This is a genomic window from Pseudomonas thivervalensis (assembly GCF_001269655.1).
Taxonomy (GTDB): Bacteria; Pseudomonadota; Gammaproteobacteria; order Pseudomonadales; family Pseudomonadaceae; genus Aquipseudomonas; species Aquipseudomonas thivervalensis.
On sequence record NZ_LHVE01000012.1, the window covers coordinates 224,442 to 247,218 of the forward strand.

Sequence of the window (22,777 nt, forward strand, 5' to 3'; positions counted from 1 at the left end):
TCCTGAAAAAATCAGCAAGGTTTTTTGTCTCCGCGACCCGAATTCGGCATCGCGTAACCCCTATCTAGGGTTCGCCAAAAACTTTTCAAGAGGTTTTTTTGAAATTTTTTTCAGGCCGCTTCAGTGCGCTGAACACCCAGTAAATGACCCACCGCGTCCAGATCGGTTTCCCGGCGCAGCGCGGTAAACAGCGCCACCGCTTCGGGGTAATTGCGGGTCAACATCGCCAGCCATTGCTTCAACCGACCCGGGGCCTGGCGCGGTGTCAGTTGCTCGACCACTTGCGCCCAGAAGTCGTGGAGCATCGGCTGCAGCTCGGCCCAAGACATCTCGACCACCTCTTCGCCAGCCCGGGCAGCGGCGATCTGCCGGGCCAGGTCCGGGCGGGAAACCAGGCCGCGACCGAGCATGATGTCTTCCACGCCGCTGATTTCGCGGCAGCGGCGCCAGTCTTCAACGCTCCAGATGTCGCCGTTGGCGAACACCGGCACCTTGACCACTTCCTGCACCCTGGGGATCCACTCCCAATGGGCCGGAGGCTTGTATCCGTCGACCTTGGTCCGCGCATGCACCACGATGTGCGCCGCGCCGCCTTCGGCCAGCGCCGTGGCACAGACCAGCGCGCCGTCCGGGCTATCGAAGCCCAGGCGCATCTTGGCGGTGACGGGGATGTGTTTCGGCACCGCGCGACGCACGTGTTCGACGATTTCGTTGAGCAGTTCCGGTTCCTTGAGCAACACCGCCCCGCCCCGGGATTTGTTCACGGTCTTGGCCGGGCAACCGAAGTTCAGGTCGATCACCTCCGAACCCAATTCGCACGCCAACGCCGCGTTTTCCGCCAGGCACACCGGATCGGAACCGAGCAACTGCACTCGCAACGGCACGCCGGCGGCGGTCTGGGCACCGGTCAACAGCTCAGGGGCAAGCTTGTGGAAATAAGCCGGCGTGAGCAGACGGTCGTTGACGCGGATGAACTCGGTGACACACCAGTCGATACCGCCAACACGGGTCAGGACGTCCCGCAGGATGTTGTCGACCAACCCCTCCATGGGCGCCAGGGCAATTTGCATGGAAACACACACTCGAACGAAAAAACGTGCGACAGTTTACCGGATTTTGCCCACATATCCGGCATTCACCACAAATCCCTTGTGGGAGCGAGCTTGCTCGCGATAGCGGTGGATCAGCTTGCATCGATGTTGAATTTGCTGCCGTCATCGCGAGCAAGCTCGCTCCCACACGGGTTCCAAAGCGTTCACGAAACCGGAATCCACCGCCAAACCCTGTGGGAGCGAGCCTGCTCGCGATGGCGGTGGGTCAGTCTATGAGGATGCCGGACGGTTCCAGGGCCGGGCCATAACCCTCAATGAACTCCGGCGGCATGCGCTTGGGTCGGCCGGTGGACAGTTCGATGCAGACGAAGGTAGTCTGGGCCCGTAGCAACGTGGTGTTGTCGCTGGGACGAACCAGTTGGAAATGCCGGTTCATTTTCAGGCGCTGGTCCCAATCGACGATCCAGGTCGCCAATTGCAGCTCGTCGCCTTCATAGGCAGCCGCCAGGTAATCGATTTCATGCCGCACCACCGCCATGGCCCGGTCCAGGCGTCGGTATTCCACCAGATCCAAGCCCAGGCGCTGGGAATGGCGCCAGGCACAGCGCTCGAGCCAGGTGACATACACCGCGTTATTGGCGTGGCCCAGCCCATCGATGTCTTCGTCATTGACCTGAAGATCAATGACGAATGGCGTTGCCCGATCCCAGCCCATGCCCCTCTCCCGGTCGAATTTGGATCGGGGCAGTGTACCGGATGCTCAAGCCGATTGCCGCGCTTGCAGGCTGCGACCGGCCAGCAGTGATAACACGCCATCAATGACACGAGGATCGGCCAGCACCCGCTGATGCCCGCCCTGTGGCAATCGCAGCAGCCGACTGTCGAACCAGGCCTCATGAATCAACTGCGACTCCTTGACCGAAACCGACGTGTCGTCTTCGGCATGGACGATCAACCCGGGCACGTCCAGTTGGTAATGCGCGACATCCATCTTCGAGGCCGGCATTCCCACATCGTTTTCCACCTGGCGAATAAAGGCCGAACGCGCCTTGGGTGGCAGCCCCATCATCCGGGAGAAACCGCGCAGCACCCCAAGAATGCGCGCAGGCGCGGCGATGCTGACCAGCGTCTCGGTGCGCAACCCCAACTGGACGGCCAACATGGCACTGGCGCCGCCCATGGAATGCCCGATCACGGCCTGCAACGGCGGCAATTCAGCAGCGGCTTCGAGCATGGCCCTGGCGAACAACAGCACATTCGCCTCGCGACCCGGCGAGCGACCATGGGCCGGACCGTCCAGCGCCACCACGGTGTAACCGGCGTTTACCAGGGCCGTGATCAGCGCCGCGAACTGGGTCGGCCGCCCTTCCCAGCCATGCATCAGCAAGACCGCCGGGCCTTTGCCCCAGCGCAAGGCCGAGAGACCGAAGCGCAAGGTGACTCGCTCGGAGGTTGCCAGCAGTGGCAGCTCCCAATCCCGTGGCGGCAAATTTCGAGGGCGCATGAACAACGAACGCATCTGCTTCGCCACCAGGCGCGGAGCCACCCAGCCAAGCGTGCCATTGACGCTACGAATCCAGCTCAACTTGTCCATCGCTCATCTCCAGGGCCTGCACCTCAGTTCAACGCACCGCCGACTTGGCGGCGCGCAGCAAACGATCCGATAACTCTCCCGGGCCCAATGCCCGCGCCAGGGCCAAGCCACCGACCATCAAGGCGATGTCGGCCAAGGCCTTGTCGGCGTCTTCCGGACTGGCCGCCAATTGGGCGACCATCAGCTCGATATGCTCATTGAGCACCTCGCGAAACGCATCCGGCAGCCGTCCGAGTTCGCCGACCGACGCCGGGATCGGACAGGCTTGCTCGGTGGAATCACGGTGCTTTCGCGACAGATAGAAGGCTGCGACCAGGGCGCGTCGCTCTTCGCCTGTCAGCTCGTTGTCCATATCGGCGATCAAGCCGCGGCGGCGATTGAGCAGTTGCTTGAAGGCCTCCAGCATCAAGGCATCCTTGCTTTCGAAGTGGGCATAGAAACCGCCCACCGTCAGCCCGGCCGCGCCCATCACCTCGCCCACGCTCGGCTCTGCCGGCCCACGCTGGATCAGTGCATCGCTGGCGGCCTTGAGAATGCGTTCACGGGTTTGTGCCTTTTTATCGCTCATCGTCGCCTCCGAATATTACGATTGAAATATTATCCATATAATAATTTTCCACAAGCGGAAATTTCGACCGCTGGTCAGAAGTGTTTTCAAGGATAGGAAATTGGCCGAACGCCAGACAAACAAAAGGGCCATTCAAGAATTGAATGACCCTTATAAAATCCCGCAGAGCGGGTAATCGTGGCGTCCCCTAGGGGACTCGAACCCCTGTTACCGCCGTGAAAGGGCGGTGTCCTAGGCCACTAGACGAAGGGGACACAAACCTTCTAACGTGATCAGCGCTGAGAACTGATCGCTTCAAGGCCGGTGTGGCCAGACCTTGAAGTGTAAATTGGTGGAGCTAGACGGGATCGAACCGTCGACCTCTTGCATGCCATGCAAGCGCTCTCCCAGCTGAGCTATAGCCCCGGATTTTTCGCCTCGCGGCGGAGCGACATCTTGCAACATCGCTTCTGTAAAACTGGCGTCCCCTAGGGGACTCGAACCCCTGTTACCGCCGTGAAAGGGCGGTGTCCTAGGCCACTAGACGAAGGGGACGCAAACCCTTCTATACAACTGATCAACGCTGAGTGTTGATCGCTTCAAGGCCGGTGTGGCCAGGCCTTGAAGTGTAAATTGGTGGAGCTAGACGGGATCGAACCGTCGACCTCTTGCATGCCATGCAAGCGCTCTCCCAGCTGAGCTATAGCCCCTCATCGCTGAGGACGGGGCGAATCTTAAGGGCGTATCGGAGGGCTGTCAAATTTATTTTCAACAAATTTGAAAGTTTTTTGCCGGGATAACAATCACTTACCATCTTCCCCAATAAAACTGGGGCCTCGCCTGTTTCGTAGGAGCTGTGTAGGAGCTGACGAGTGCAACGAGGCTGCGATCTTTACCCAGCTAATTGAATCTCAAGCGAAAGATCAAAAGATCGCAGCCTCGCTTCGCTCGTCAGCTCCTACACAGCGCCTACAGGCTATTTAGGCGATCGCGCCCAGCAGTTTTTCCCACTCCTTGTTTTCCTTCTTCGACACGCCACCGAGCAGATCGATGGCCTGGCGCAGACGGAAACGGGTCAGGTCCGGGCCGAGGATTTCCATCGCATCGAGCACCGACACCGAGCTGGCCTGGCCGGTAATGGCGGCGAACATCAGCGGCATGGCGTCGCGCAATTTCAACTCCAGCGACTCGACCACGGCCTGGATGGTCGCGGTAATGCTGTCCTTCTCCCATTGACGCAGGCTTTCGAGCTTCCACAGGATCAACTGCATCAACTGGCGCACCTGATCGCCGGAGAGCTTCTTGGATTCGAACAGCTTCGCGTCCGGCGTCACACCACCGGCGAAGAAGAAGCCGGCCAGCGGGGCGATCTGGCTGAAGGTCTCGACCCTGCCCTGCACGTGGGGAGCGATCTTCATCATGTACTCGGGGTTAAACGCCCACTTCTGCACACGGGCAGCGAACTCTTCCACCGGCAGGTCCCGCAGCCATTGGCCGTTGAGCCACGACAACTTCTCGACGTCGAAGATCGGCCCACCCAGGGAGACGCGCGACAGATCGAAGTGCTCGACCATTTCCTGCAGCGAGAACTTCTCGCGCTCGTCCGGCATCGACCAGCCCATGCGGCCTAGGTAGTTGAGCATGGCCTCGGGCATGAAGCCCATGCGCTCGTAGAACGTCACCGAGGTCGGGTTCTTGCGCTTGGACAGCTTGCTCTTGTCCGGGTTACGCAGCAGCGGCATGTAGCACAACTGCGGTTGTTCCCAGCCGAAGTATTCGTAAAGCAGGATGAGTTTCGGTGCCGACGGTAGCCACTCTTCACCGCGCAGGACATGGGTGATGCCCATCAGGTGATCGTCGACCACGTTGGCCAGGAAGTACGTCGGCAATCCGTCGGTCTTCATCAGCACTTGCATGTCCATGCGGTCCCACGGGATCTCGACATCGCCACGCAGCATGTCCGGCACCACGCAGACGCCTTCGCTCGGCACCTTCATACGGATCACATGGGGTTCGCCAGCCGCCAGGCGACGGGCGACCTCTTCCTTGGACAGCAGCAGCGCCCGGCCGTCGTAGCGCGGGGTTTCACCGCGGGCCATTTGCTCGGCGCGCATCTGGTCCAGTTCTTCGGCGGTGCAGAAGCAAGGGAACGCATGCCCCATGTCCACCAACTGCTGGCAATACTGCTTGTAGATCTCGCCACGCTCGCTCTGGCGGTACGGACCGTGGGGACCGCCGACGTCCGGCCCTTCGCTCCAATCGATCCCCAACCAGCGCAGGGCGTCGAAGATCTGCTGTTCGGACTCGCGGGTCGAACGCAACTGGTCGGTGTCCTCGATCCGCAGGATGAACTCGCCGCCATGCTGCTTGGCAAAGCAATAGTTGAACAAAGCGATGTAGGCGGTGCCGACATGGGGATCGCCAGTGGGCGAAGGCGCGATGCGGGTGCGGACGGTGGTCATGGCATGTCTCGGAAAGAATATAAAAGCGAAGATCGAACAGGGGGCGAATGGTAACAGGCGATGGCGGGCGGGCTCCAGTGAGAGGCCGATTTGAGTAAAGCCTACCAGACCGAGTCGCCCTCATCGCGAGCAGGCTCGCTCCCACAGGAAACCGAGTTGTCTGGACTGGATGCGGTCCAATGTGGGGGCGAGCCTGCTCGCGATGGGGCCTTTGAAGCCACTGCAATACTCAGACAGTCAGCAACCGCTCCCGCAACTTGCCAATCTCATCACGCAACTGCGCCGCCGCTTCGAATTCCAGGTCTCGGGCCAGTTGGTACATCTTCTCTTCCAATTGCCGGATACGCTTGGTGATCTCACTTGGCGAGCGCAGTTCGGCCTCGTAGCGGGCGCTCTCTTCGGCGGCCTTGGCCATGCCCTTGCGCTTCTTGCTGCGCGAGCCGGGCACGGTGGCGCCTTCCATGATGTCGGCGACGTCCTTGAACACGCCCTTGGGGGTGATGCCATTGGCCAGGTTGAAGGCGATCTGCTTGTCGCGACGGCGCTCGGTCTCGCCGATGGCCCGCTCCATGGAGCCGGTGATGCGATCGGCATACAGGATCGCCCGGCCATTGAGGTTACGCGCCGCGCGACCGATGGTCTGGATCAACGAACGCTCGGAACGCAGGAAACCTTCCTTATCGGCGTCGAGAATCGCCACCAGCGACACTTCCGGCATGTCCAGGCCTTCACGCAGCAGGTTGATGCCCACCAGCACATCGAAGGTGCCCAGGCGCAGGTCGCGGATGATCTCGACCCGCTCCACCGTGTCGATGTCCGAGTGCAGGTATCGCACCCGCACGCCATGGTCGGCCAGATAATCGGTGAGGTCTTCGGCCATGCGTTTGGTCAGCGTGGTGACCAGCACCCGCTCCTCCACCGCCACGCGCTTGGTGATTTCCGAGAGCAGATCATCGACCTGGGTCAGCGCCGGACGCACCTCGACTTGCGGGTCGACCAGCCCGGTCGGCCGTACCACTTGCTCGACCACCCGCCCGGCATGCTCGGCCTCGTAGTTGCCGGGGGTGGCCGAGACAAAAATCGTCTGTGGGCTGACACTTTCCCATTCATCGAAGCGCATCGGCCGGTTGTCCAGGGCCGAGGGCAGGCGGAAGCCGTACTCCACCAGGGTTTCCTTGCGCGAACGGTCGCCTTTGTACATGGCGCCGACTTGGGGCACGCTGACGTGGGACTCGTCGATCACCAGCAAGGCATCGGCTGGCAGGTAGTCATACAACGTGGGCGGCGGCGCACCCGCCGGGCGACCCGACAGGTAGCGCGAGTAGTTTTCGATGCCGTTGCAGTAGCCCAGCTCCAGGATCATCTCCAGGTCGAAGCGGGTCCGTTGCTCCAGGCGTTGGGCTTCCACCAACTTGTTATTCGAACGCAGGTACTCCAGGCGCTCCTGCAACTCGACCTTGATCCCTTCGATGGCGTCCAGCAGGGTTTCCCGGGGCGTCACATAGTGGCTCTTGGGGTAGAAGGTGAAGCGTGGCAACTTGCGGATCACTTCGCCGGTCAGCGGGTCGAACGCCGAAATGCTCTCCACTTCATCGTCGAACAGTTCGATGCGGATCGCTTCCAGGTCCGATTCCGCCGGATAGATGTCGATCACATCGCCGCGCACCCGGAACGTCGCCCGGGCAAAGTCCATGTCGTTGCGGGTGTACTGCAAGTCCGCCAGGCGCCGGAGCAAGGCGCGCTGATCGAGTTTGTCGCCGCGGTCCACGTGCAGCACCATCTTCAGGTAGGTTTCCGGGCTGCCCAAGCCGTAGATACACGACACCGTGGTGACGATGATCGCGTCCTTGCGCTCGAGCAACGCCTTGGTCGCCGACAGTCGCATCTGTTCGATGTGGTCGTTGATCGAGGCGTCCTTCTCGATGAAGGTGTCCGACGACGGCACGTAGGCCTCGGGCTGGTAGTAGTCGTAGTAGGAAACGAAGTACTCGACGGCGTTATTCGGGAAAAACGCCTTGAACTCACCGTACAACTGCGCCGCCAGGGTCTTGTTCGGCGCCAGCACCAGGGTCGGGCGCTGCACCTGGGCGATCACGTTGGCGATGCTGAAGGTCTTGCCCGAGCCGGTCACACCGAGCAACGTCTGGTGCGCCAGCCCGGCCTCGATGCCTTCGACCATCAGGCGGATGGCTTCCGGCTGATCGCCGGCGGGCTGGAAGCGGGTGACTAGCTGGAATTCAGACATGACATAACCTCTGGATTCACCCCTGTCGGCCAGCCGACAGGAACGAGAAAGACCGAAACGACTGATGTCGCCCGAGGAAAAAGCTGGGATGCACACAATGTGGAGGTGAATGCCTTCGCTTTCAAGACGAACGTCCTACACGCCTTGCAGACTTTGACGCTGCGAAGGGACTAACGGTCGAAAAAAATCGAAAATACTTACGGTAAACACCGAATAGCCTGTCGCCGTGCCGGGTGATGGCCTCTATACTAGCTCCCCGTTTGTGCACCGCTCTAGTGCATTCGGCTGGAGCGCGACACGTCCCCTCATTCTCCATTCAGAGCCGCGCACTAATGAGCCTGTTTTCCGCTGTCGAATTGGCACCACGCGACCCCATCCTGGGCCTCAACGAAGCTTTCAACGCCGACACCCGTACCAATAAGGTCAACTTGGGCGTGGGTGTTTACTGCAACGAGGAAGGGCGTATTCCATTGTTGCGCGCCGTTGTCGAAGCCGAGACGATTCGCGTGGCTCAGCACGTTTCCCGTGGTTACCTGCCGATCGACGGCATTGCCGCCTACGACCAGGCTGTGCAGACCTTGCTGTTCGGCAAGGACTCGGCGCTGATCGCTTCCGGCCGCGTCATCACCACCCAGGCCGTGGGCGGCACCGGCGCGCTGAAAATCGGCGCCGACTTCCTCAAGCAACTGCTGCCTGACGCCGTCGTCGCCATCAGCGACCCGAGCTGGGAAAACCACCGCGCCCTGTTCGAAACCGCCGGCTTCCCGGTGCAGAACTATCGCTACTACGATGCCGCCACCCACGACGTGAACCGCAGCGGCCTATTGGAAGACCTCAACGCCCTGCCCGACCGTTCGATCGTTGTGCTGCACGCCTGCTGCCACAACCCGACCGGCGTGGACCTGAGCCCGGAAGACTGGAAAAACGTGCTGGCCGTGGTCAAGGCCAAGAACCACGTACCGTTCCTGGACATGGCTTACCAGGGCTTTGGCGAAGGCATCGACGAAGACGCGGCGGCCGTGCGCCTGTTCGCCGAGTCGGGCCTGACCTTCTTCGCCTCCAGCTCGTTCTCCAAATCGTTCTCGTTGTACGGCGAGCGCGTTGGCGCCCTGTCGATCGTCAGCGAGTCGAAGGAAGAAAGCGCCCGCGTGCTGTCCCAGGTCAAGCGCGTGATCCGCACCAACTACTCCAACCCGCCGACCCACGGCGCCAGCATCGTTGCCGCCGTGCTCAACAGCCCGGAACTGCGGGCCCAGTGGGAAGCCGAGCTGGCCGAGATGCGCCTGCGGATTCGCGGCATGCGCGACCAGATGGTCGACATGCTGGCCAAGGCCGCCCCGCAGCATGACTTCAGCTTCGTCGCACGCCAGAGCGGGATGTTCTCCTACTCCGGCCTGACCGTTGAACAAGTGACGCGCCTGCGCAACGAGTTCGGCATCTATGCCCTGGACACCGGCCGCATCTGCGTGGCCGCGCTGAACCAGAACAACATCGATGCGGTGACCAAGGCTATTGTTCAGGTGATCTGACGCCTCGACGCTGTATGAAAAAACGGGAAGCCATTGGGCTTCCCGTTTTTTTTGACCTGATGTTTTTGTGGCCTGCTTCTGTGGCGAGGAGGCTTGCTCCCGCTGGGGCGTAGGAGCTGTGTAGGAGCTGTCGAGTGCAACGAGGCTGCGATCTTTTCACTGCCAATTGAGTCTGGAGCGAAAGATCAAGATCGCAGGCTTCGCCAGCTCCTACAGAGCCCAGCGGGAGCAAGCTCCCTCGCCACAAAAGCAGAGGCTACAACTCCGTCGCCCGCTGGCTCGCCGCATCGTCATAGATGACATACAACGACTCGGCCACCTGGCTCTTGATCGCCTTGGTGCTTTCCAGCCCCAGGACAAACCCCTCGGCCTTGCCACCGGCGCGATTCAGCTCCTCGGCGGTGCCGGCCTGGGTAATGGCGTCGTACAGTTTCTCGGCATGAGGCCCCACGCCCTTGGGCAAACTGATCTGGGCGGTACTCACAAGAGCACCTCGGTACGGCGGGCTGTGTGAAGGGGTAACAGATGGTTCATGGCGCGTACCTCAATGTCGGCGAATGGCCGGCAGCGCGTCCTGCCACTTCCGGGCAACCATGGTAGCCCTCTCCCGCCGTTGCGGTAACTGCCAATCGTTGATTGCCCCTCAATGGGCATCAGGAATGCACCGACCGGCAATAGACGCTTGACTTCTCTTTTCCAATCAGTAACATACGCGCCATTCCGCGATAGCTCAGTTGGTAGAGCAAGTGACTGTTAATCACTGGGTCCCTGGTTCGAGTCCAGGTCGTGGAGCCAGACAGCAACATCCAAAAGCCCCTGAATCGAAAGATTCAGGGGCTTTTTTGTGAGCGAAAAATAGCTGGATGGCCGTATAAGCCCGCCCGAGGTCGCTACCGGAACAATAATCCGGCGCCAAAAAGGCAATATGGTCCGGATCCTGCTTTATTTTCCAAAAATCCAAGCTGTCACGTGAGCGTCATGACAGGACCGCAAACTGGCACTGTCCGCCAACAACAGCTTCATAACAACAAGGACGAAGGTATGCCCACACAAAACCCCCATCGCATTGTCGGCCTGTGCACTTCCAGCAAGGTGTACAACGTACTGACCGAACTCAAGCAGCTGGAAGGCCACCGCAGCGCCAAATTCCTTTCCCTGCTGGCGGAAAACCTGGTGCGCAAGGGCCTGCTCAACGAGCAGGAAGTGGTGCACATGCTCGATCTGGTCGTCGATTGAGCGGCATCGATTCCCACTATTGAGCCAGTTGATTTTCCGTCCTTCCCCCTGAGTCGTAAGGTAACCCCATCGATTGATGGAGGTTTCCCATGCCCAAGGTTCAAATCATGTCTGTCATTGGCAGCGCCGTCCCCGCCCCACTCCGCGAGCTCGGCTTGCTGGTCTGCTGGTATCTGGTGCAGGACGGCGTGACCATCAGCGGCCCGCTGACTTCACTGCCCGCCGCCCAGGCCCTGTCGCAACGCATCGGCCCCTACCTGCTGAGTGCCTAGGGCAACTGCACACGCGGCGAGCTCTCGACGAACAACGCCCAGCAGGACATGAACAGCGCGGCGATCAGCGGCCCGATCACGAAGCCGTTCAGCCCGAACACCGCCAGCCCGCCCAGTGTCGAGACCAGCACCATGTAGTCAGGCATCTTGGTGTCCTTGCCCACCAGGATCGGCCGCAGGAAATTGTCCACCAGGCCAATCACGAACACCCCGAACAGCGTCAGTACCACGCCCTGCCAGATCGCCCCCGAGAGCAGGAAATACACCGCCACCGGTGCCCAGACAAGGCCCGCCCCCACCGCCGGCAATAACGAAAGGAACGCCATCAGCACCGCCCAGGGCAATACCGTCGGGATTCCCAGGATCCAGAAGATCAGCCCGCCCAGCGCTCCCTGGGTAATGGCGACCAGCAGGTTGCCTTTCACCGTGGCACGCACTACCCGATTGAATTTCAACTGCAGGCGGCGTTTTTGATGTTCCGCCAAGGGAATCGCCGCGCGCACCTTGCGCACCAGCTCCGCGCCGTCGCGCAGAAAGAAGAACAGCAGATAGAGCATCACGAAGAAGCTGACCAGGAACTGGAAAGTGCCTTGACCGAAACTGAAGGCCTGGGTAGCGAAGAACTCGCTGCCCTGCATCGCGCTCTTGACGATCTTGTCGCGCAAGCCGTTCAGGTTGCCCAGGCCGAAGCGGTCCAACAGGTGCTGGAAGTACGGCGGCAAGGCCTCCTTGAAGCGGGCCAGGTAATCGGCAATGTCCAGCTCTCCGCTCTCCAGGCTCTTGTACAGCGCCGCGCCTTCCTGGACCAGCAACATGCTGATGACGATCACCGGCAGGATCGCGATGACCACACAGATGCTCAAGGTGAACAACGACGTGACATTGCGGTGCCAACCAAACTTGAACTGCAGGCGGCGCTGCATGGGCGCAAAGACGATGCCCAGGATCACCGCCCAGAACACCGCGCCGTAGAACGGCAGCAGAATCCAGATGAAGGCGACCGTGACCAGCACCAGCAACAACATCTGGGCTTTGTTTTGCAGCATCTTTCGATTCATCAGCTTTCCATGTCCAAAGGCGGGATACACATTAGTCAGCCAGGACTCGTCGGAGTGCCGTCCCGTTCGCGCCGCGCATTTGATCCAGGTCAATAAGCGCCGGCCGCCCCTGGCGTACTCTCCGCGCTTTTTGCGACCTGACCCCACCATGACCCTCGCCGCCCCCGAACTGCTGGCGCCCGCCGGCACCCTGAAAAACATGCGTTATGCCTTCGCCTACGGTGCCGACGCGGTGTATGCCGGCCAGCCGCGCTACAGCCTGCGGGTGCGCAACAACGAATTCGACCACGCGAACCTGGCCTTGGGCATTGCCGAGGCCCAGGCCATGGGCAAGCGCTTCTACGTGGTGGTGAACATTGCCCCGCACAACGCCAAGCTGCGGACCTTCCTCAAAGACCTCGAACCGGTGATCGCCATGGCGCCGGACGCGCTGATCATGTCCGACCCGGGGCTGATCATGCTGGTTCGCCGACATTTCCCGCAGATGCCAATTCACCTGTCGGTGCAGGCCAACACGGTGAATTGGGCGAGCGTCGAGTTCTGGCAGCAGCAGGGCTTGAGCCGGATCATCCTGTCCCGGGAACTGTCCCTGGAGGAAATCGCTGAGATCCGCCAGCAGGTGCCAGCCATGGAGCTGGAAGTGTTCGTCCACGGCGCGCTGTGCATGGCGTATTCGGGGCGCTGTCTGCTCTCGGGTTATCTGAACAAGCGCGACGCCAACCAGGGCAGCTGCACCAACGCGTGCCGCTGGAAATACTCGGCTCAGCCGGCGATGGAAAACGCCGTGGGCGACATTGTGCAAACCTGCCAGCCCGAACCGACCCTGGGCCTCGGCGCGCCCACCGACCAGGTGTTTCTGCTCCAGGAAGCCAATCGCCCGGACGAATCCATGCCGGCCTTCGAGGACGAGCACGGCACCTACATCATGAATGCCAAGGACCTGCGGGCCGTGCAACACGTCGAGCGCCTGGCGCACATGGGCGTGCATTCCTTGAAGATCGAAGGCCGGACCAAGTCGCACTTCTATTGCGCGCGCACCACCCAGGTGTATCGCCGGGCCATCGATGACGCGGTGGCTGGCCGGGAATTCGATCGCAGCCTGATGACCGACCTGGAGTCCCTCGCCCAGCGCGGCTACACCGAAGGCTTTCTAAGACGCCATGTGCACGACGAGTATCAGAACTACCAGAACGGCAGCTCGGTCTCGGAGCGTCAGCAGTTCGTCGGCGAACTGACCGGCGAACGGCGCGAACGCCTGGCCGAAGTGCGGGTGAAGAACCGTTTTGGCCTGGGCGATCACCTGGAACTGATGACCCCCAAGGGCAACTTCCACTTCGACCTGCATCAGTTGCAGAACATCAAGGGCCAGGCCATCGACGTGGCGCCGGGGGATGGGCATGTGGTCTATGTGCCGATCCCGGATGCGGTGGATTTGCGGTTTGGGTTGTTGATGCGGGATGTAGGACCGACGCCCACTTGAGATCGATTCGTGGCGAGGGAGCTTGCTCCCGCTGGGGCGTAGGAGCTGTCGAGTGCAACGAGGCTGCGATCTTTTCCCAGGCACTTGAATCTCAAGCGAAAGATCAAAAGATCGCAGGCTTCGCCAGCTCCTACAGAGCCCAGCGGGAGCAAGCTCCCTCGCCACAAGGGTGTATGACTTGAATAAGTGGAGCGACTTGCCCGGCAGAAACTGCCGAAGGCTGCGATCCTCCGCTTCCGATAGGGCCTGGTAGCCCAGGCGAAAACATCTGGATCGGGAGCGAAAGATCGCAGCCTTCGGCAGCTCCTGCTGCCCCGGGGTCAGATCCGGAACTGCCCCACCAGTTGGCCCAGGCGCTGGCCCAGGTCGGCCAGGCTGCGGGAGGTCTGGGCGCCAAGTTGGGTTTCGTCGGCCACGCTATCCACGGCCACGGCGATCTGATGCACGCTGCGGTTGATTTCTTCGGCCACCGCGGTCTGTTCTTCGGCGGCGCTGGCGATCTGGGCGTTCATCGAGTTGATGGTGCCGATCAGCTGCGCCATGGTGTCCAGGGACGCGCCCGCCTCGTTGGCCCGTTCCGAGGTGCCATCGCCGGCCTCGCTGGAACGACGCATCGCTTCCACCGCCGCATGGGTGCCGGATTGCAGGCGGTCGATCATGCCCTGGATTTCCTGGGTGCTCTGCTGGGTCCGGCTGGCCAGGGCCCGTACTTCATCGGCCACCACCGCGAACCCACGCCCCGCCTCACCGGCGCGCGCGGCCTCGATGGCGGCGTTGAGGGCCAACAGGTTGGTCTGTTCGGCGATCGAACGAATCACCCCGAGCACACTGACAATCGAGGCCACGTCCTGCTGCAGGCTGTCCAGGGACACGCCGCTGCTGCGGATATCGTTCACCAATGCATGAATCTGCTGGATGCTGCCGGCCACCACGCGCTTGGCGGACTGACCTTCTTCGTCGGTCTGCTGGGCCGCGACGGCGGCGCCCTGGGCACTGCGGGCGACTTCCTGGGCTGCCGAAGACATCTCGTTGATCGCCGTGGCGACCTGATCGGTCTCATGGCGCTGACGTTCCATGGCCTGCTCGGAGCGCTGGGCCTGCTCGGAAACTTGGGTCACCAGGCCGGTCAGTTGCGAGGTCATGTCAGTGATCTGTCGCACCAGGCCGTGGATCTTGTCGACGAAGCGGTTGAACGACCCGGCCAGTTGGCCGAGCTCGTCCTGGCTGGTGATGGCCAGGCGACGGGTCAGGTCGCCCTCACCCGCGGCGATGTCGTCGAGGTTGTTCTTCATCAGGTGCAGCGGACGCAGGATCGTGTTGGCGAGCACCAGGCCCACCACTGCAATCACCAGCAACACCACCACGGCGATCCCGACGATGCTCAAGATCACCCCTTGCAGGCGATCATGGACCTTGGCTTCCACCAGCGCCACCTGGGCTTCGATGCCGTCCAGGTTGACCGAACTACCGACCGCCAGGTCCCACTTGGGCAGGTACTCGGTGTAGCCGAGCTTGGGCACCAAGTCCTTGCTGCCGGGCAACGGCGAGCTGTATTCCAGGTAATGCGTGCCGTCCTTGGCGACTTTCACCAGGTCACGGTTGACATAGACCCCGTTCGGGTCGCGATTGTCCTTGAAGCTCTTGCCCACGCCATCGGGGCTGTTGGCCTTGAACAGACGAATGGTTTCGGAGTCGTAGCCGAAGAAATAGCCGTCCTTGCCGTAGCTGATGTTCGACAGCAGCTTGATCGCCTGGGCACGCGCCTCGTTATCGCCAGGCGCCGCGGCATCGTAGAGCGGCTTGATCGCAGTAATACCCACCGCCACGTAGTTCTGCAGCGTGGCCTTGGCCTCGCTGAGCAGGCGCTCGCGGGTCTGCAGGACCTCTTTGCTCGCTTGTTCCTTCAAGATGAAAGCCGTGGTCAGGCTGATGATCACGGCGGACAGCAATACCGGCAGTATCGCAAGGGACAGGACTTTAGCCTTCAGGCTCAGGCGCATGCTGTTCACTCTTGTAGGTGTTATTGGCGTGGTTAGCTGTATTAACGGCAGCGCACGGCAAAACTGTAGGACAAGGTGAATAGGGCTTAGGGAAGGATTGAATTTAAGGGCCTCATCGCGAGCAAGCTCGCTCCCACAGGGGTTCGGTGGTGTTCACAACACTTGTGTCCACACCGATTCCCTGTGGGAGCGAGCCTGCTCGCGATTGAGGCGACTCGGTCTTGAAGCTACAACACCATCGCCGCCACCCAACCAAACGCCAGCAGCGGCAGGTTGTAATGGATGAAGGTCGGGACCACGGTGTCCCAGATGTGGTGGTGCTGGCCGTCGATGTTCAGGCCGGAGGTCGGGCCCAGGGTCGAGTCCGAGGCCGGCGAGCCGGCATCGCCCAGGGCGCCGGCGGTGCCGACGATGCAGACGATCGCCAGCGGGCTGAAGCCCAGTTGCAGGCACAGCGGCACGAAAATCGTCGCCAGGATCGGCACCGTGGAAAACGACGAGCCGATGCCCATGGTCACCAGCAGCCCCACCAGCAACATCATCAGCGCGCCGATGCCCTTGTTGTGGCCGATCCAGGCCGCCGAGGTTTCCACCAGGCTCTGGACTTCACCGGTGGCCTTCATCACTTCGGCGAACCCTGAGGCGGCGATCATGATGAAGCCGATCATCGCCATCATCTTCATGCCTTCGGTGAACAGGTCGTCAGCCTCGCGCCAGCGCACCACCCCTGACAGCGAGAAAATCAGGAACCCGACCAGGGCGCCGATGATCATCGAATCCACCAACAGCTGGATCGCGAACGCCGCCGCCACCGCCAGCCCGGCCACAATCAGGCTCAGCGGGTTGTAGCGCACCGCCACTTGCTCGGCCTTGGCGATCTTCTTCAAGTCGTAGACGCGCTTCTTGCGATACGTGACGAACGACAGCGCCAGGCCAAACACCATGCCCAGCGCCGGGATACCCATGGCGTGGGTGATATTGATGCCACTGACGTCGACGCCACTGCGAGCGACGTTGGCCAGCAGGATTTCATTGAGGAAGATGTTGCCGAAGCCCACCGGCAGGAACATGTAGGGGGTGATCAGGCCGAAGGTCATGACGCAGGCGATCAGGCGGCGGTCCAGTTGCAGCTTGGTCAGTACGTAGAGCAGCGGCGGCACCAGCAACGGGATGAAGGCGATGTGGATCGGCAGGACGTTCTGAGAAGCGACCGCGACCGTCCCCAGCAGACCGATCAGCACCCATTTGACGCTCGTGCCGCCAGCGGCATCCTGGCGATCCACCAGGGCCAGGGCTTTGTCCGCCAGGGCGTGGGCCATGCCGGACTTGGCAATCGCCACGGCGAAGGCACCGAGCAAGGCGTAGGACAACGCCACCGTCGCACCGCCGCCGAGGCCAGCATTGAACGCCTTGAGCGTGGCCTCGATCCCCAGGCCGCCCGTCAGGCCACCCACCAACGCGCCGATAATCAGCGCGATCACCACATGCACGCGGGACAGGCTGAGCACCAGCATGACGCCAACCGCGGCAATTACTGCATTTATCATCGTTACCTCAGAGCACAGCGATGGAAAGCCACCGGACAAAAAGGTCGCGACTTTGCAGCAAGCGGCGGCAAGCTGCAAGGGCCGTGGGGCGGGTTTTCAGTGACTCGCAACTCTTGAGTTCACCATCACACCTTGTGGGAGCGAGCCTGCTCGCGATAACGGTCTGTCAGTAGACATTGATGTGGCTGACCAGACGCCATCGCGAGCAGGCTCGCTCCCACAGGGGGACCAAGTCAGACAGAGGATCTGTGGCGCAGCTATAAAGAGGGGGCAGGCTTCAGCGCTTGGGCAACTCGATCACCACCTTCAACCCACCCCACTCGCTGTCGTCCAACGCCAGCATCCCGCCCCAGGTGTCGACGATGTCCCGCACGATGCCCAGGCCCAGGCCGTGGCCATCGGTCTGTTCATCCAGCCGCGTGCCCCGGCTGAACACCTGGTCGCGGCGGTCCGCGGGGATGCCCGGGCCGTCGTCCTCCACGGCCAGGCTGAATCCTTCGCCTGTTTCTGTCATGGTCAGGCGTACTTCGGCGTCGGCCCATTTGCAGGCGTTGTCCAGCAGGTTGCCCAGCAGTTCCAGCAAGTCTTCACGGTCCCAGGGCAGGTGCAGGCCTGGCGGGGCGACGTAGCTCAGGTGCAGGTGTTCGCCGTGGATCATGTTCAGCGTGGCCAGCAAACCAGGCAGTTCGGCGTCGCAGTCCAGGTGGGCGCCGGGCAAGGCATCGCCGGACAGGCGGGCACGGTTGAGTTCGCGGTTCAGGCGCTGGCGGACCTGTTCCAGTTGATCGAGCAACAGTTTGCGCAGCTCGGGATACGGGTCGAGCTTCTCGTTCGACGCCAGGCTTTGCAGCACCGCCAGCGGGGTCTTCAAGGCGTGGCCGAGGTTGCCCAGGGCATTGCGCGAACGCTTGAGGCTGTCTTCGGTGTGGGCCAGCAGATGGTTGATCTGCGTCACCAACGGTTCCAGCTCCCGTGGCACCTGTTCGTCGAGTTGCGTCCGCTGCCCGCGTTGCAACTGGGCAATCTGTTCCCGGGCCCGGTCCAGCGGACGCAATGCACGGCGCACGGTGATGCGTTGCAGCAACAGAATCAGCAGCAGCCCCGCCAACCCAAGCCCGAGGCCGACCTGTTGCATCCGGCGGAAGCTGTCACGCACCGGCGTGTAGTCCTGGGCCACACTGATGGAGATCGCCTGGCCCAACCGCCGATAATCGGTCCGCAGCACCAACAGCTTCTGCCCCTCCGGCCCCAGTTGCAGGTTGCTGTGCAGGCCCGGGTGGTCGAGCCGGGGCAATTCCTGGTCCCACAGGGAGCGGGAGCGCCAGTGCGCATCGGCAAAATCGATGCGGAAATAATGCCCGGAAAACGGCCGCTGATAGGCCGGCGACAGGCGCCGCTCGTCCAGTTGCAAGCCCTGTGGGCCGCGCACCAGGGCCACCAGAAGGTTCTCGCTGTCGTTACGCAGCCCGGCTTCCAGGTAACGCTGCAAGCCCAGCTCGAACAACCACAGGCTGGTTTGCGCCAGGACCAGGCCGACCACCACCATAACACCGATCAGGCCCAGGCTCAGGCGCCGCTGGATGGATCTCACTGCGCCTGCCCGCCGAACAGGTAACCCTGGCCGCGACGGGTTTCGATCACGCTGCGGCCCAGTTTGCGCCGCAGGTGGTTGACGTGGACTTCCAGCACGTTGGAATCGCGCTCGGTCTCACCGTCGTACAGGTGCTCGGCGAGATGGCTCTTGGAAAGGATCTGCTCGGGATGCAGCATGAAATAGCGCAACAGGCGAAATTCGGCCGCCGTGAGCTGGATGTCGGTGCCATCGCGGACCACGCATTGGCGACTCTCATCCAGGTGCAACCCGGCCGCCTTCAGCGTCGGCTGGTTGACCTGGCCATGGGAGCGGCGCAGCAGCGCCTGGATCCGCAAGTGCAGCTCTTCAGGGTGAAAGGGTTTGGTCAGGTAGTCGTCGGCCCCGGCCTTGAGGCCCTCGATGCGCTCGGCCCAAGAGCCGCGGGCGGTGAGGATCAGTACCGGCGTGGCCAGGCCGCCGGCGCGCCACTGGGCCAGCACGTCGAGCCCCGGCACGCCCGGCAGGCCGAGGTCGAGGATGATCAGGTCGTAGGGCTCGCTGCTGCCCTGGTACACCGCATCGCGACCATCGGCCAGCCAATCGACGGCGTAGCCTTGACGTGCAAGCCCGGCCATCAGTTCGTCCGCCAGGGGCACGTGATCTTCCACCAGAAGCAGGCGCATCAGTCTTCCTTATCTTTGAGTAAACGGCCGGTCGCGGCCTCCAGGTCCAGTTCGCGCACGACGCCGTCAGTGGCCAGCAGCTCGACCTCATAAATATAGACGCCGTGTTTCTCCTCCAACTCGGCTTCCAGCAGTTTGGCGCCGGGGTGCAAGTCCAGCGCTTGTTGCAGCAGTTGTTCGAGCGGCAGGATCACGCCCTGCTGGCGCAGTTGCAGGGCCTCGTCCTGGTCCAGGTCGCGGGCCACGGCCAGCGAACAGAACGCCAGCAGCGCCAGCGCCCATCGGCTGCGGGCGCATAAATTAAGCTTCATTACAGATCCTGATGATTCTTGAGTACCTCACCGTTGGTGGCGTCCAATTCCAGGTCCCACTCAATACCCTCCGCGTCGCGCAGGTCCACCTGGTAAATGTACTTGCCGTACTCTTCCTCCAACTCGGTTTCGGTCACGGTGGCGCCAGGGTGTTTGGCCAGGGCGGCGGCTTTGAGTTTCTCAAAGGACAGGATGGTACCAGCGTCTTGCAGTTTGCGGGTTTCGTCGTCGTTGAGGTCTCCTGCGTGAGCCAGGCTCGTACCGAGGGCCATGAGGGTCGCGATGAAAAAGGCAGTCAGGCGGTTCATGGGTTATCTCCTTTTTTATAATCTTTACCAGGGGACTGTATCGGGATGAACTTAACTGAAACTGAATCGCCATCATGGAACCCAAATCAATGTGGGAGCGAGCTTGCTCGCGATGGCGGTGGATCAGTCACGTCGATGTCTACAGACAGACCGCTATCGCGAGCAAGCTCGCTCCCACAGGTTTTTGTGTCGCTATAATCAGCCGCTTACCCGTATTCGAGACCGGTATGACCGCCATCCACATCAAGTTCCCCGCCCTCACCCTCAAGGCCGGCCCCCGTGCATTCGGGTGGATTCGCCAGGCTGGCTTGAACGCCGCCGACGTCGGCATCCTGCCGGGCGCCGCCGGCGGCCCCAAGGCCCTGGGCATCCAGGGGCTGGACCTGGCGCTGTTCGGCGAATGGCTGCCCGCCGTGCCCCGGGAGCGCTCGCTGATCGGGGCCTCGGTGGGGGCCTGGCGCTTCGCCAGCGCTTGCCTGCCGGACGCCGCCGAGGGGATCCGACGCCTGGGCACTTTGTACAACGAGCAAAGCTTCGCCAAAGGCGTGACCATGGCCGGCGTCAGCCAGAGTTCGCAACGCATGCTCGATGACTTGCTCGACGGCCGCGACAGTTCGATCCTCGATAATCCGCGCTACCGGCTCAACATCATGGTGGTCAAGAGCCACGGCCTGCTCGCCCAGGATCATCGCGGCCGGCTGGGCCTGGGGTTATCATCGGTGATTGCCGACAACCTGCGCGGCCGCGGGCGGCTGTCGCGGCATTTCGAACGTCTGATCATCCATGACCCCCGCCTCGCCCCACCCCTGCATCCGCTGAATGACTTTCCGTCGCGCTTCGTGCCGTTGGCAGCCGGCAACCTGCGCCAGGCCCTGCTGGCCTCGGGCTCGATCCCGATGGTCATGGAAGGCGTGCGCGACCTGCCGGGCGCCGGTGCCGGCACCTACCGCGACGGCGGTCTGCTGGACTACCACCTCGACCTGCCGTACAGCGGCGAGGACATCGTGCTGTATCCGCATTTCACCGACCGGGTCATTCCCGGCTGGTTCGACAAGGGCCTGCCGTGGCGCCGAGGCAATGTCGACCGCCTGCAAGACGTGTTGCTGCTGGCCCCGTCCCGGGAATACCTGGCGCGCCTGCCCTACGGCAAACTGCCGGACCGCAACGACTTCAAGCGTTTCATGGGCGATGACCCGAGCCGCCGCAAGTATTGGCGCACGGCGATGGACGAGAGCCGCCGGCTCGGTGATGAGTTCCTGGAGCTGACGGCCAACGGTGGGTTGGGCGAGCGTTTGCTGACCCTTTAGTCAGCACGGCCGCGCAACGCCGTTATCAAACTGATAAACTCCGCCGCCTGCCTCGCGACCGCTATCTAAAGAGCCCGAACCTGTGGAAATTTTCAAAGAGTTTACCTTCGAATCCGCCCACCGCCTGCCCCACGTGCCGGAAGGCCACAAGTGCGGCCGCCTTCACGGTCACTCGTTCAAGGTGGCGATCCACCTGAGCGGCGATATCGATCCGCACACCGGCTGGATTCGTGACTTCTCGGAGATCAAGGCGATCTTCAAACCGCTCTACGAGCGCCTGGACCACAACTACCTCAACGACATCCCTGGCCTGGAAAACCCCACCAGCGAAGTCTTGGCCAAGTGGATCTGGAACGAGTTGAAGCCGTTGCTGCCGGACCTCAGCGCCATCCGCATCCACGAAACCTGCACCAGCGGTTGCATCTACCACGGCGAATAATCACTCCCCTTGTGGCAAGTGAGCTTCCTGTGGCGAGGGGATTTAGCGAAACGTCGCACCGCCCCGCTGGGCTGCGCAGCGGCCCCCAAACCAGGCAACTCGGTGTGCCAGGAAGATTGAGTTCATTGCTTTAGGGCTGCTACGCAACCCAACGGGGATAAATCCCCTCGCCACAAGGGTGTCTCCCCTGCTGAATCGCATTGGCCTATGCTTGGTCCCCTGAGCCATTTTCAGGGGAGTACCGAGCATGACCAACTGGCCGCTGGATCAGACCTACGACTTCAACGGACACCCCATCCGCTACGCCATCCACGGCGATGGCCCGCCGCTGGTGTTCGTCCACGGCACTCCTTTCTCTTCCTACGTGTGGCACCGCATCGCCCCGCTGTTCTTCGCCACCCACCGGGTGCATTACTTCGACCTGCTGGGGTATGGCCAGTCCGCGCAACCGGATGCCGACGTGTCCCTCGGCGTGCAAAACCAACTGCTCGCCCAATTGCTGGAGCATTGGCGCCTGGATTGCCCGGACGTGGTGGCCCATGACTTCGGCGGCGCCACGGCCCTGCGCACCCACCTGCTCAACGGCAAGGACTATCGCAGTCTGACCTTGATCGACCCAGTGGCGCTGTCGCCCTGGGGCTCACCTTTTGTGCAGCACGTACGCCAGCATGAAGCAGCCTTCGGCGGCCTGCCCGACTACATCCAGCGGGCGATTGTGCCGACCTATATTCGCGGCGCGATCAAACGGGACATCCCGGACGCGGAACTGGCGCCCTACGTACAGCCGTGGCTTGGCGAGCCGGGCCAGGCGGCGTTCTATCGGCAGATTGCCCAGATGGATGAGCGCTATACCCGCGAGGTTGAGGGTCTGTACCCGACCGTACGCTGCCCGACGCAGATACTCTGGGGCGAGGATGACCAGTGGATCCCCATCGAGCGCGGTCGGGCCCTGCACCAACTGATTCCAGGCGCGCAACTGCACCCGGTGCCGAACGCCGGGCACCTGGTCCAGGAAGATGCGCCGGAAGCCGTCGTCGCGGCGGTGTTGCGGTTCCTGGCGTTGCCCTCAACCTGAAGCCCTCTGCATTCCACTGTGGGAGCGAGCCTGCTCGCGAAAGCGGTGTGTCAGAAATG

At 62.0% G+C, this 22,777-nt stretch carries 21 protein-coding genes, 5 tRNA genes and 1 pseudogene; 8 read left to right on the forward strand and 19 right to left on the reverse strand.

Features of this window, described 5'->3' with window-relative positions:
- Positions 1–110: 110 nt before the first annotated feature.
- From AD659_RS17400 to uvrB, 10 genes are all read right to left on the reverse strand, one after another.
- Positions 111–1,070 (reverse strand): tRNA dihydrouridine synthase, encoded by a 960-nt coding sequence (locus AD659_RS17400; protein ID WP_053123479.1) that lies wholly within the window; start codon positions 1,068–1,070, stop codon positions 111–113.
- A gap of 247 nt (positions 1,071–1,317) precedes the next feature.
- Positions 1,318–1,767, reverse strand: a complete 450-nt coding sequence (locus AD659_RS17405; RefSeq protein ID WP_053123481.1) for an acyl-CoA thioesterase — start codon at positions 1,765–1,767, stop codon at positions 1,318–1,320.
- Positions 1,768–1,812: 45 nt separating this feature from the next.
- Positions 1,813–2,646 carry an alpha/beta fold hydrolase gene (locus AD659_RS17410; RefSeq protein ID WP_053123483.1) on the reverse strand — a complete coding sequence of 278 codons (834 nt, stop codon included), beginning with the start codon at positions 2,644–2,646 and terminating at the stop codon, positions 1,813–1,815.
- Between the two features lie 28 nt (positions 2,647–2,674).
- On the reverse strand, positions 2,675–3,214 hold the full coding sequence (locus AD659_RS17415) for a TetR/AcrR family transcriptional regulator (protein WP_053123484.1): 540 nt from the start codon (positions 3,212–3,214) through the stop codon (positions 2,675–2,677).
- A gap of 178 nt (positions 3,215–3,392) precedes the next feature.
- Positions 3,393–3,468 (reverse strand) — tRNA-Glu (locus AD659_RS17420).
- A 75-nt stretch (positions 3,469–3,543) separates the two neighbouring features.
- A tRNA-Ala gene (locus AD659_RS17425) sits at positions 3,544–3,619 on the reverse strand.
- Between the two features lie 53 nt (positions 3,620–3,672).
- Positions 3,673–3,748: transfer RNA gene (locus AD659_RS17430), tRNA-Glu, on the reverse strand.
- A gap of 79 nt (positions 3,749–3,827) precedes the next feature.
- A tRNA-Ala gene (locus AD659_RS17435) sits at positions 3,828–3,903 on the reverse strand.
- A 270-nt stretch (positions 3,904–4,173) separates the two neighbouring features.
- Positions 4,174–5,655: a glutamate--tRNA ligase gene (gene gltX / locus AD659_RS17440; protein ID WP_053123486.1), complete on the reverse strand. Its 1,482-nt coding sequence runs from the start codon at positions 5,653–5,655 to the stop codon at positions 4,174–4,176.
- A 229-nt stretch (positions 5,656–5,884) separates the two neighbouring features.
- A complete protein-coding gene (uvrB, locus tag AD659_RS17445) occupies positions 5,885–7,900 on the reverse strand; it encodes an excinuclease ABC subunit UvrB (RefSeq protein WP_053123488.1) in 2,016 nt (671 codons plus the stop codon).
- A 332-nt stretch (positions 7,901–8,232) separates the two neighbouring features.
- Here uvrB and AD659_RS17450 point away from each other — a divergent pair, with 332 nt between their 5' ends.
- Positions 8,233–9,429: an amino acid aminotransferase gene (locus AD659_RS17450; RefSeq protein ID WP_053123490.1), complete on the forward strand. Its 1,197-nt coding sequence runs from the start codon at positions 8,233–8,235 to the stop codon at positions 9,427–9,429.
- 256 nt (positions 9,430–9,685) lie between these two features.
- Here the strand turns inward: AD659_RS17450 and AD659_RS17455 are convergent, their stop codons facing one another.
- On the reverse strand, positions 9,686–9,913 hold the full coding sequence (locus tag AD659_RS17455) for a hypothetical protein (protein WP_053123492.1): 228 nt from the start codon (positions 9,911–9,913) through the stop codon (positions 9,686–9,688).
- 235 nt (positions 9,914–10,148) lie between these two features.
- Between AD659_RS17455 and AD659_RS17460 the strand changes: the two genes are divergently transcribed.
- The 3 genes from AD659_RS17460 (at position 10,149) to AD659_RS17470 (ending at position 10,937) form a co-directional block, all read left to right on the forward strand.
- A tRNA-Asn gene (locus AD659_RS17460) sits at positions 10,149–10,224 on the forward strand.
- A gap of 246 nt (positions 10,225–10,470) precedes the next feature.
- The gene (locus AD659_RS17465; RefSeq protein WP_003203896.1) at positions 10,471–10,665 is read left to right on the forward strand and encodes a hypothetical protein; all 195 of its coding nucleotides are present in this window, start codon (positions 10,471–10,473) and stop codon (positions 10,663–10,665) included.
- An 89-nt stretch (positions 10,666–10,754) separates the two neighbouring features.
- Positions 10,755–10,937, forward strand: coding sequence for a hypothetical protein (locus AD659_RS17470; protein ID WP_053123494.1), 183 nt, complete (start codon positions 10,755–10,757; stop codon positions 10,935–10,937).
- On the opposite strand, the gene AD659_RS17475 is transcribed toward AD659_RS17470, so the two are convergent.
- The gene (locus AD659_RS17475; RefSeq protein WP_053123496.1) at positions 10,934–11,995 is read right to left on the reverse strand and encodes an AI-2E family transporter; all 1,062 of its coding nucleotides are present in this window, start codon (positions 11,993–11,995) and stop codon (positions 10,934–10,936) included. The two genes, AD659_RS17470 and AD659_RS17475, sit on opposite strands and share 4 nt — an antisense overlap.
- Before the next feature lie 148 nt (positions 11,996–12,143).
- Here AD659_RS17475 and trhP point away from each other — a divergent pair, with 148 nt between their 5' ends.
- The gene (gene trhP / locus AD659_RS17480) at positions 12,144–13,475 is read left to right on the forward strand and encodes a prephenate-dependent tRNA uridine(34) hydroxylase TrhP (protein WP_053123499.1); all 1,332 of its coding nucleotides are present in this window, start codon (positions 12,144–12,146) and stop codon (positions 13,473–13,475) included.
- 320 nt (positions 13,476–13,795) lie between these two features.
- Here trhP and AD659_RS30560 read toward each other — a convergent pair whose 3' ends face one another.
- The 7 genes and pseudogenes from AD659_RS30560 to AD659_RS17510 all read right to left on the reverse strand — a co-directional run bounded on the left by AD659_RS30560 (position 13,796) and on the right by AD659_RS17510 (position 19,897).
- Positions 13,796–14,617 carry a methyl-accepting chemotaxis protein gene (locus AD659_RS30560; protein ID WP_370873826.1) on the reverse strand — a complete coding sequence of 274 codons (822 nt, stop codon included), beginning with the start codon at positions 14,615–14,617 and terminating at the stop codon, positions 13,796–13,798.
- A gap of 84 nt (positions 14,618–14,701) precedes the next feature.
- Positions 14,702–15,475: pseudogene (locus tag AD659_RS30565) on the reverse strand (cache domain-containing protein); the annotation flags it as partial.
- Between the two features lie 227 nt (positions 15,476–15,702).
- Positions 15,703–17,019 carry a Na+/H+ antiporter family protein gene (locus AD659_RS17490; RefSeq protein WP_162277314.1) on the reverse strand — a complete coding sequence of 439 codons (1,317 nt, stop codon included), beginning with the start codon at positions 17,017–17,019 and terminating at the stop codon, positions 15,703–15,705.
- Between the two features lie 280 nt (positions 17,020–17,299).
- A complete protein-coding gene (locus AD659_RS17495) occupies positions 17,300–18,613 on the reverse strand; it encodes a sensor histidine kinase (protein WP_053123505.1) in 1,314 nt (437 codons plus the stop codon).
- Positions 18,610–19,278, reverse strand: coding sequence for a response regulator transcription factor (locus AD659_RS17500; RefSeq protein WP_053123507.1), 669 nt, complete (start codon positions 19,276–19,278; stop codon positions 18,610–18,612). Before AD659_RS17500 ends, AD659_RS17495 begins: the two co-directional genes overlap by 4 nt.
- On the reverse strand, positions 19,278–19,589 hold the full coding sequence (locus AD659_RS17505; RefSeq protein WP_053123509.1) for a PepSY domain-containing protein: 312 nt from the start codon (positions 19,587–19,589) through the stop codon (positions 19,278–19,280). Before AD659_RS17505 ends, AD659_RS17500 begins: the two co-directional genes overlap by 1 nt.
- Positions 19,589–19,897 carry a PepSY domain-containing protein gene (locus tag AD659_RS17510; RefSeq protein WP_053123511.1) on the reverse strand — a complete coding sequence of 103 codons (309 nt, stop codon included), beginning with the start codon at positions 19,895–19,897 and terminating at the stop codon, positions 19,589–19,591. The genes AD659_RS17505 and AD659_RS17510 overlap by 1 nt, the downstream gene beginning before the upstream one ends.
- A 227-nt stretch (positions 19,898–20,124) precedes the next feature.
- On the opposite strand from AD659_RS17510, the gene AD659_RS17515 reads away from it, so the two are divergent.
- From AD659_RS17515 to AD659_RS17525, 3 genes are all read left to right on the forward strand, one after another.
- Entirely contained in the window at positions 20,125–21,204 is a 1,080-nt protein-coding gene (locus AD659_RS17515; RefSeq protein WP_053123513.1) for a hypothetical protein, read from the forward strand.
- Positions 21,205–21,286: 82 nt separating this feature from the next.
- A complete protein-coding gene (gene queD, locus AD659_RS17520; RefSeq protein ID WP_053123515.1) occupies positions 21,287–21,643 on the forward strand; it encodes a 6-carboxytetrahydropterin synthase QueD in 357 nt (118 codons plus the stop codon).
- Positions 21,644–21,890: 247 nt separating this feature from the next.
- Positions 21,891–22,718 (forward strand): alpha/beta fold hydrolase, encoded by an 828-nt coding sequence (locus AD659_RS17525; RefSeq protein WP_053123517.1) that lies wholly within the window; start codon positions 21,891–21,893, stop codon positions 22,716–22,718.
- The last annotated feature ends 59 nt before the right edge of the window (positions 22,719–22,777 follow it).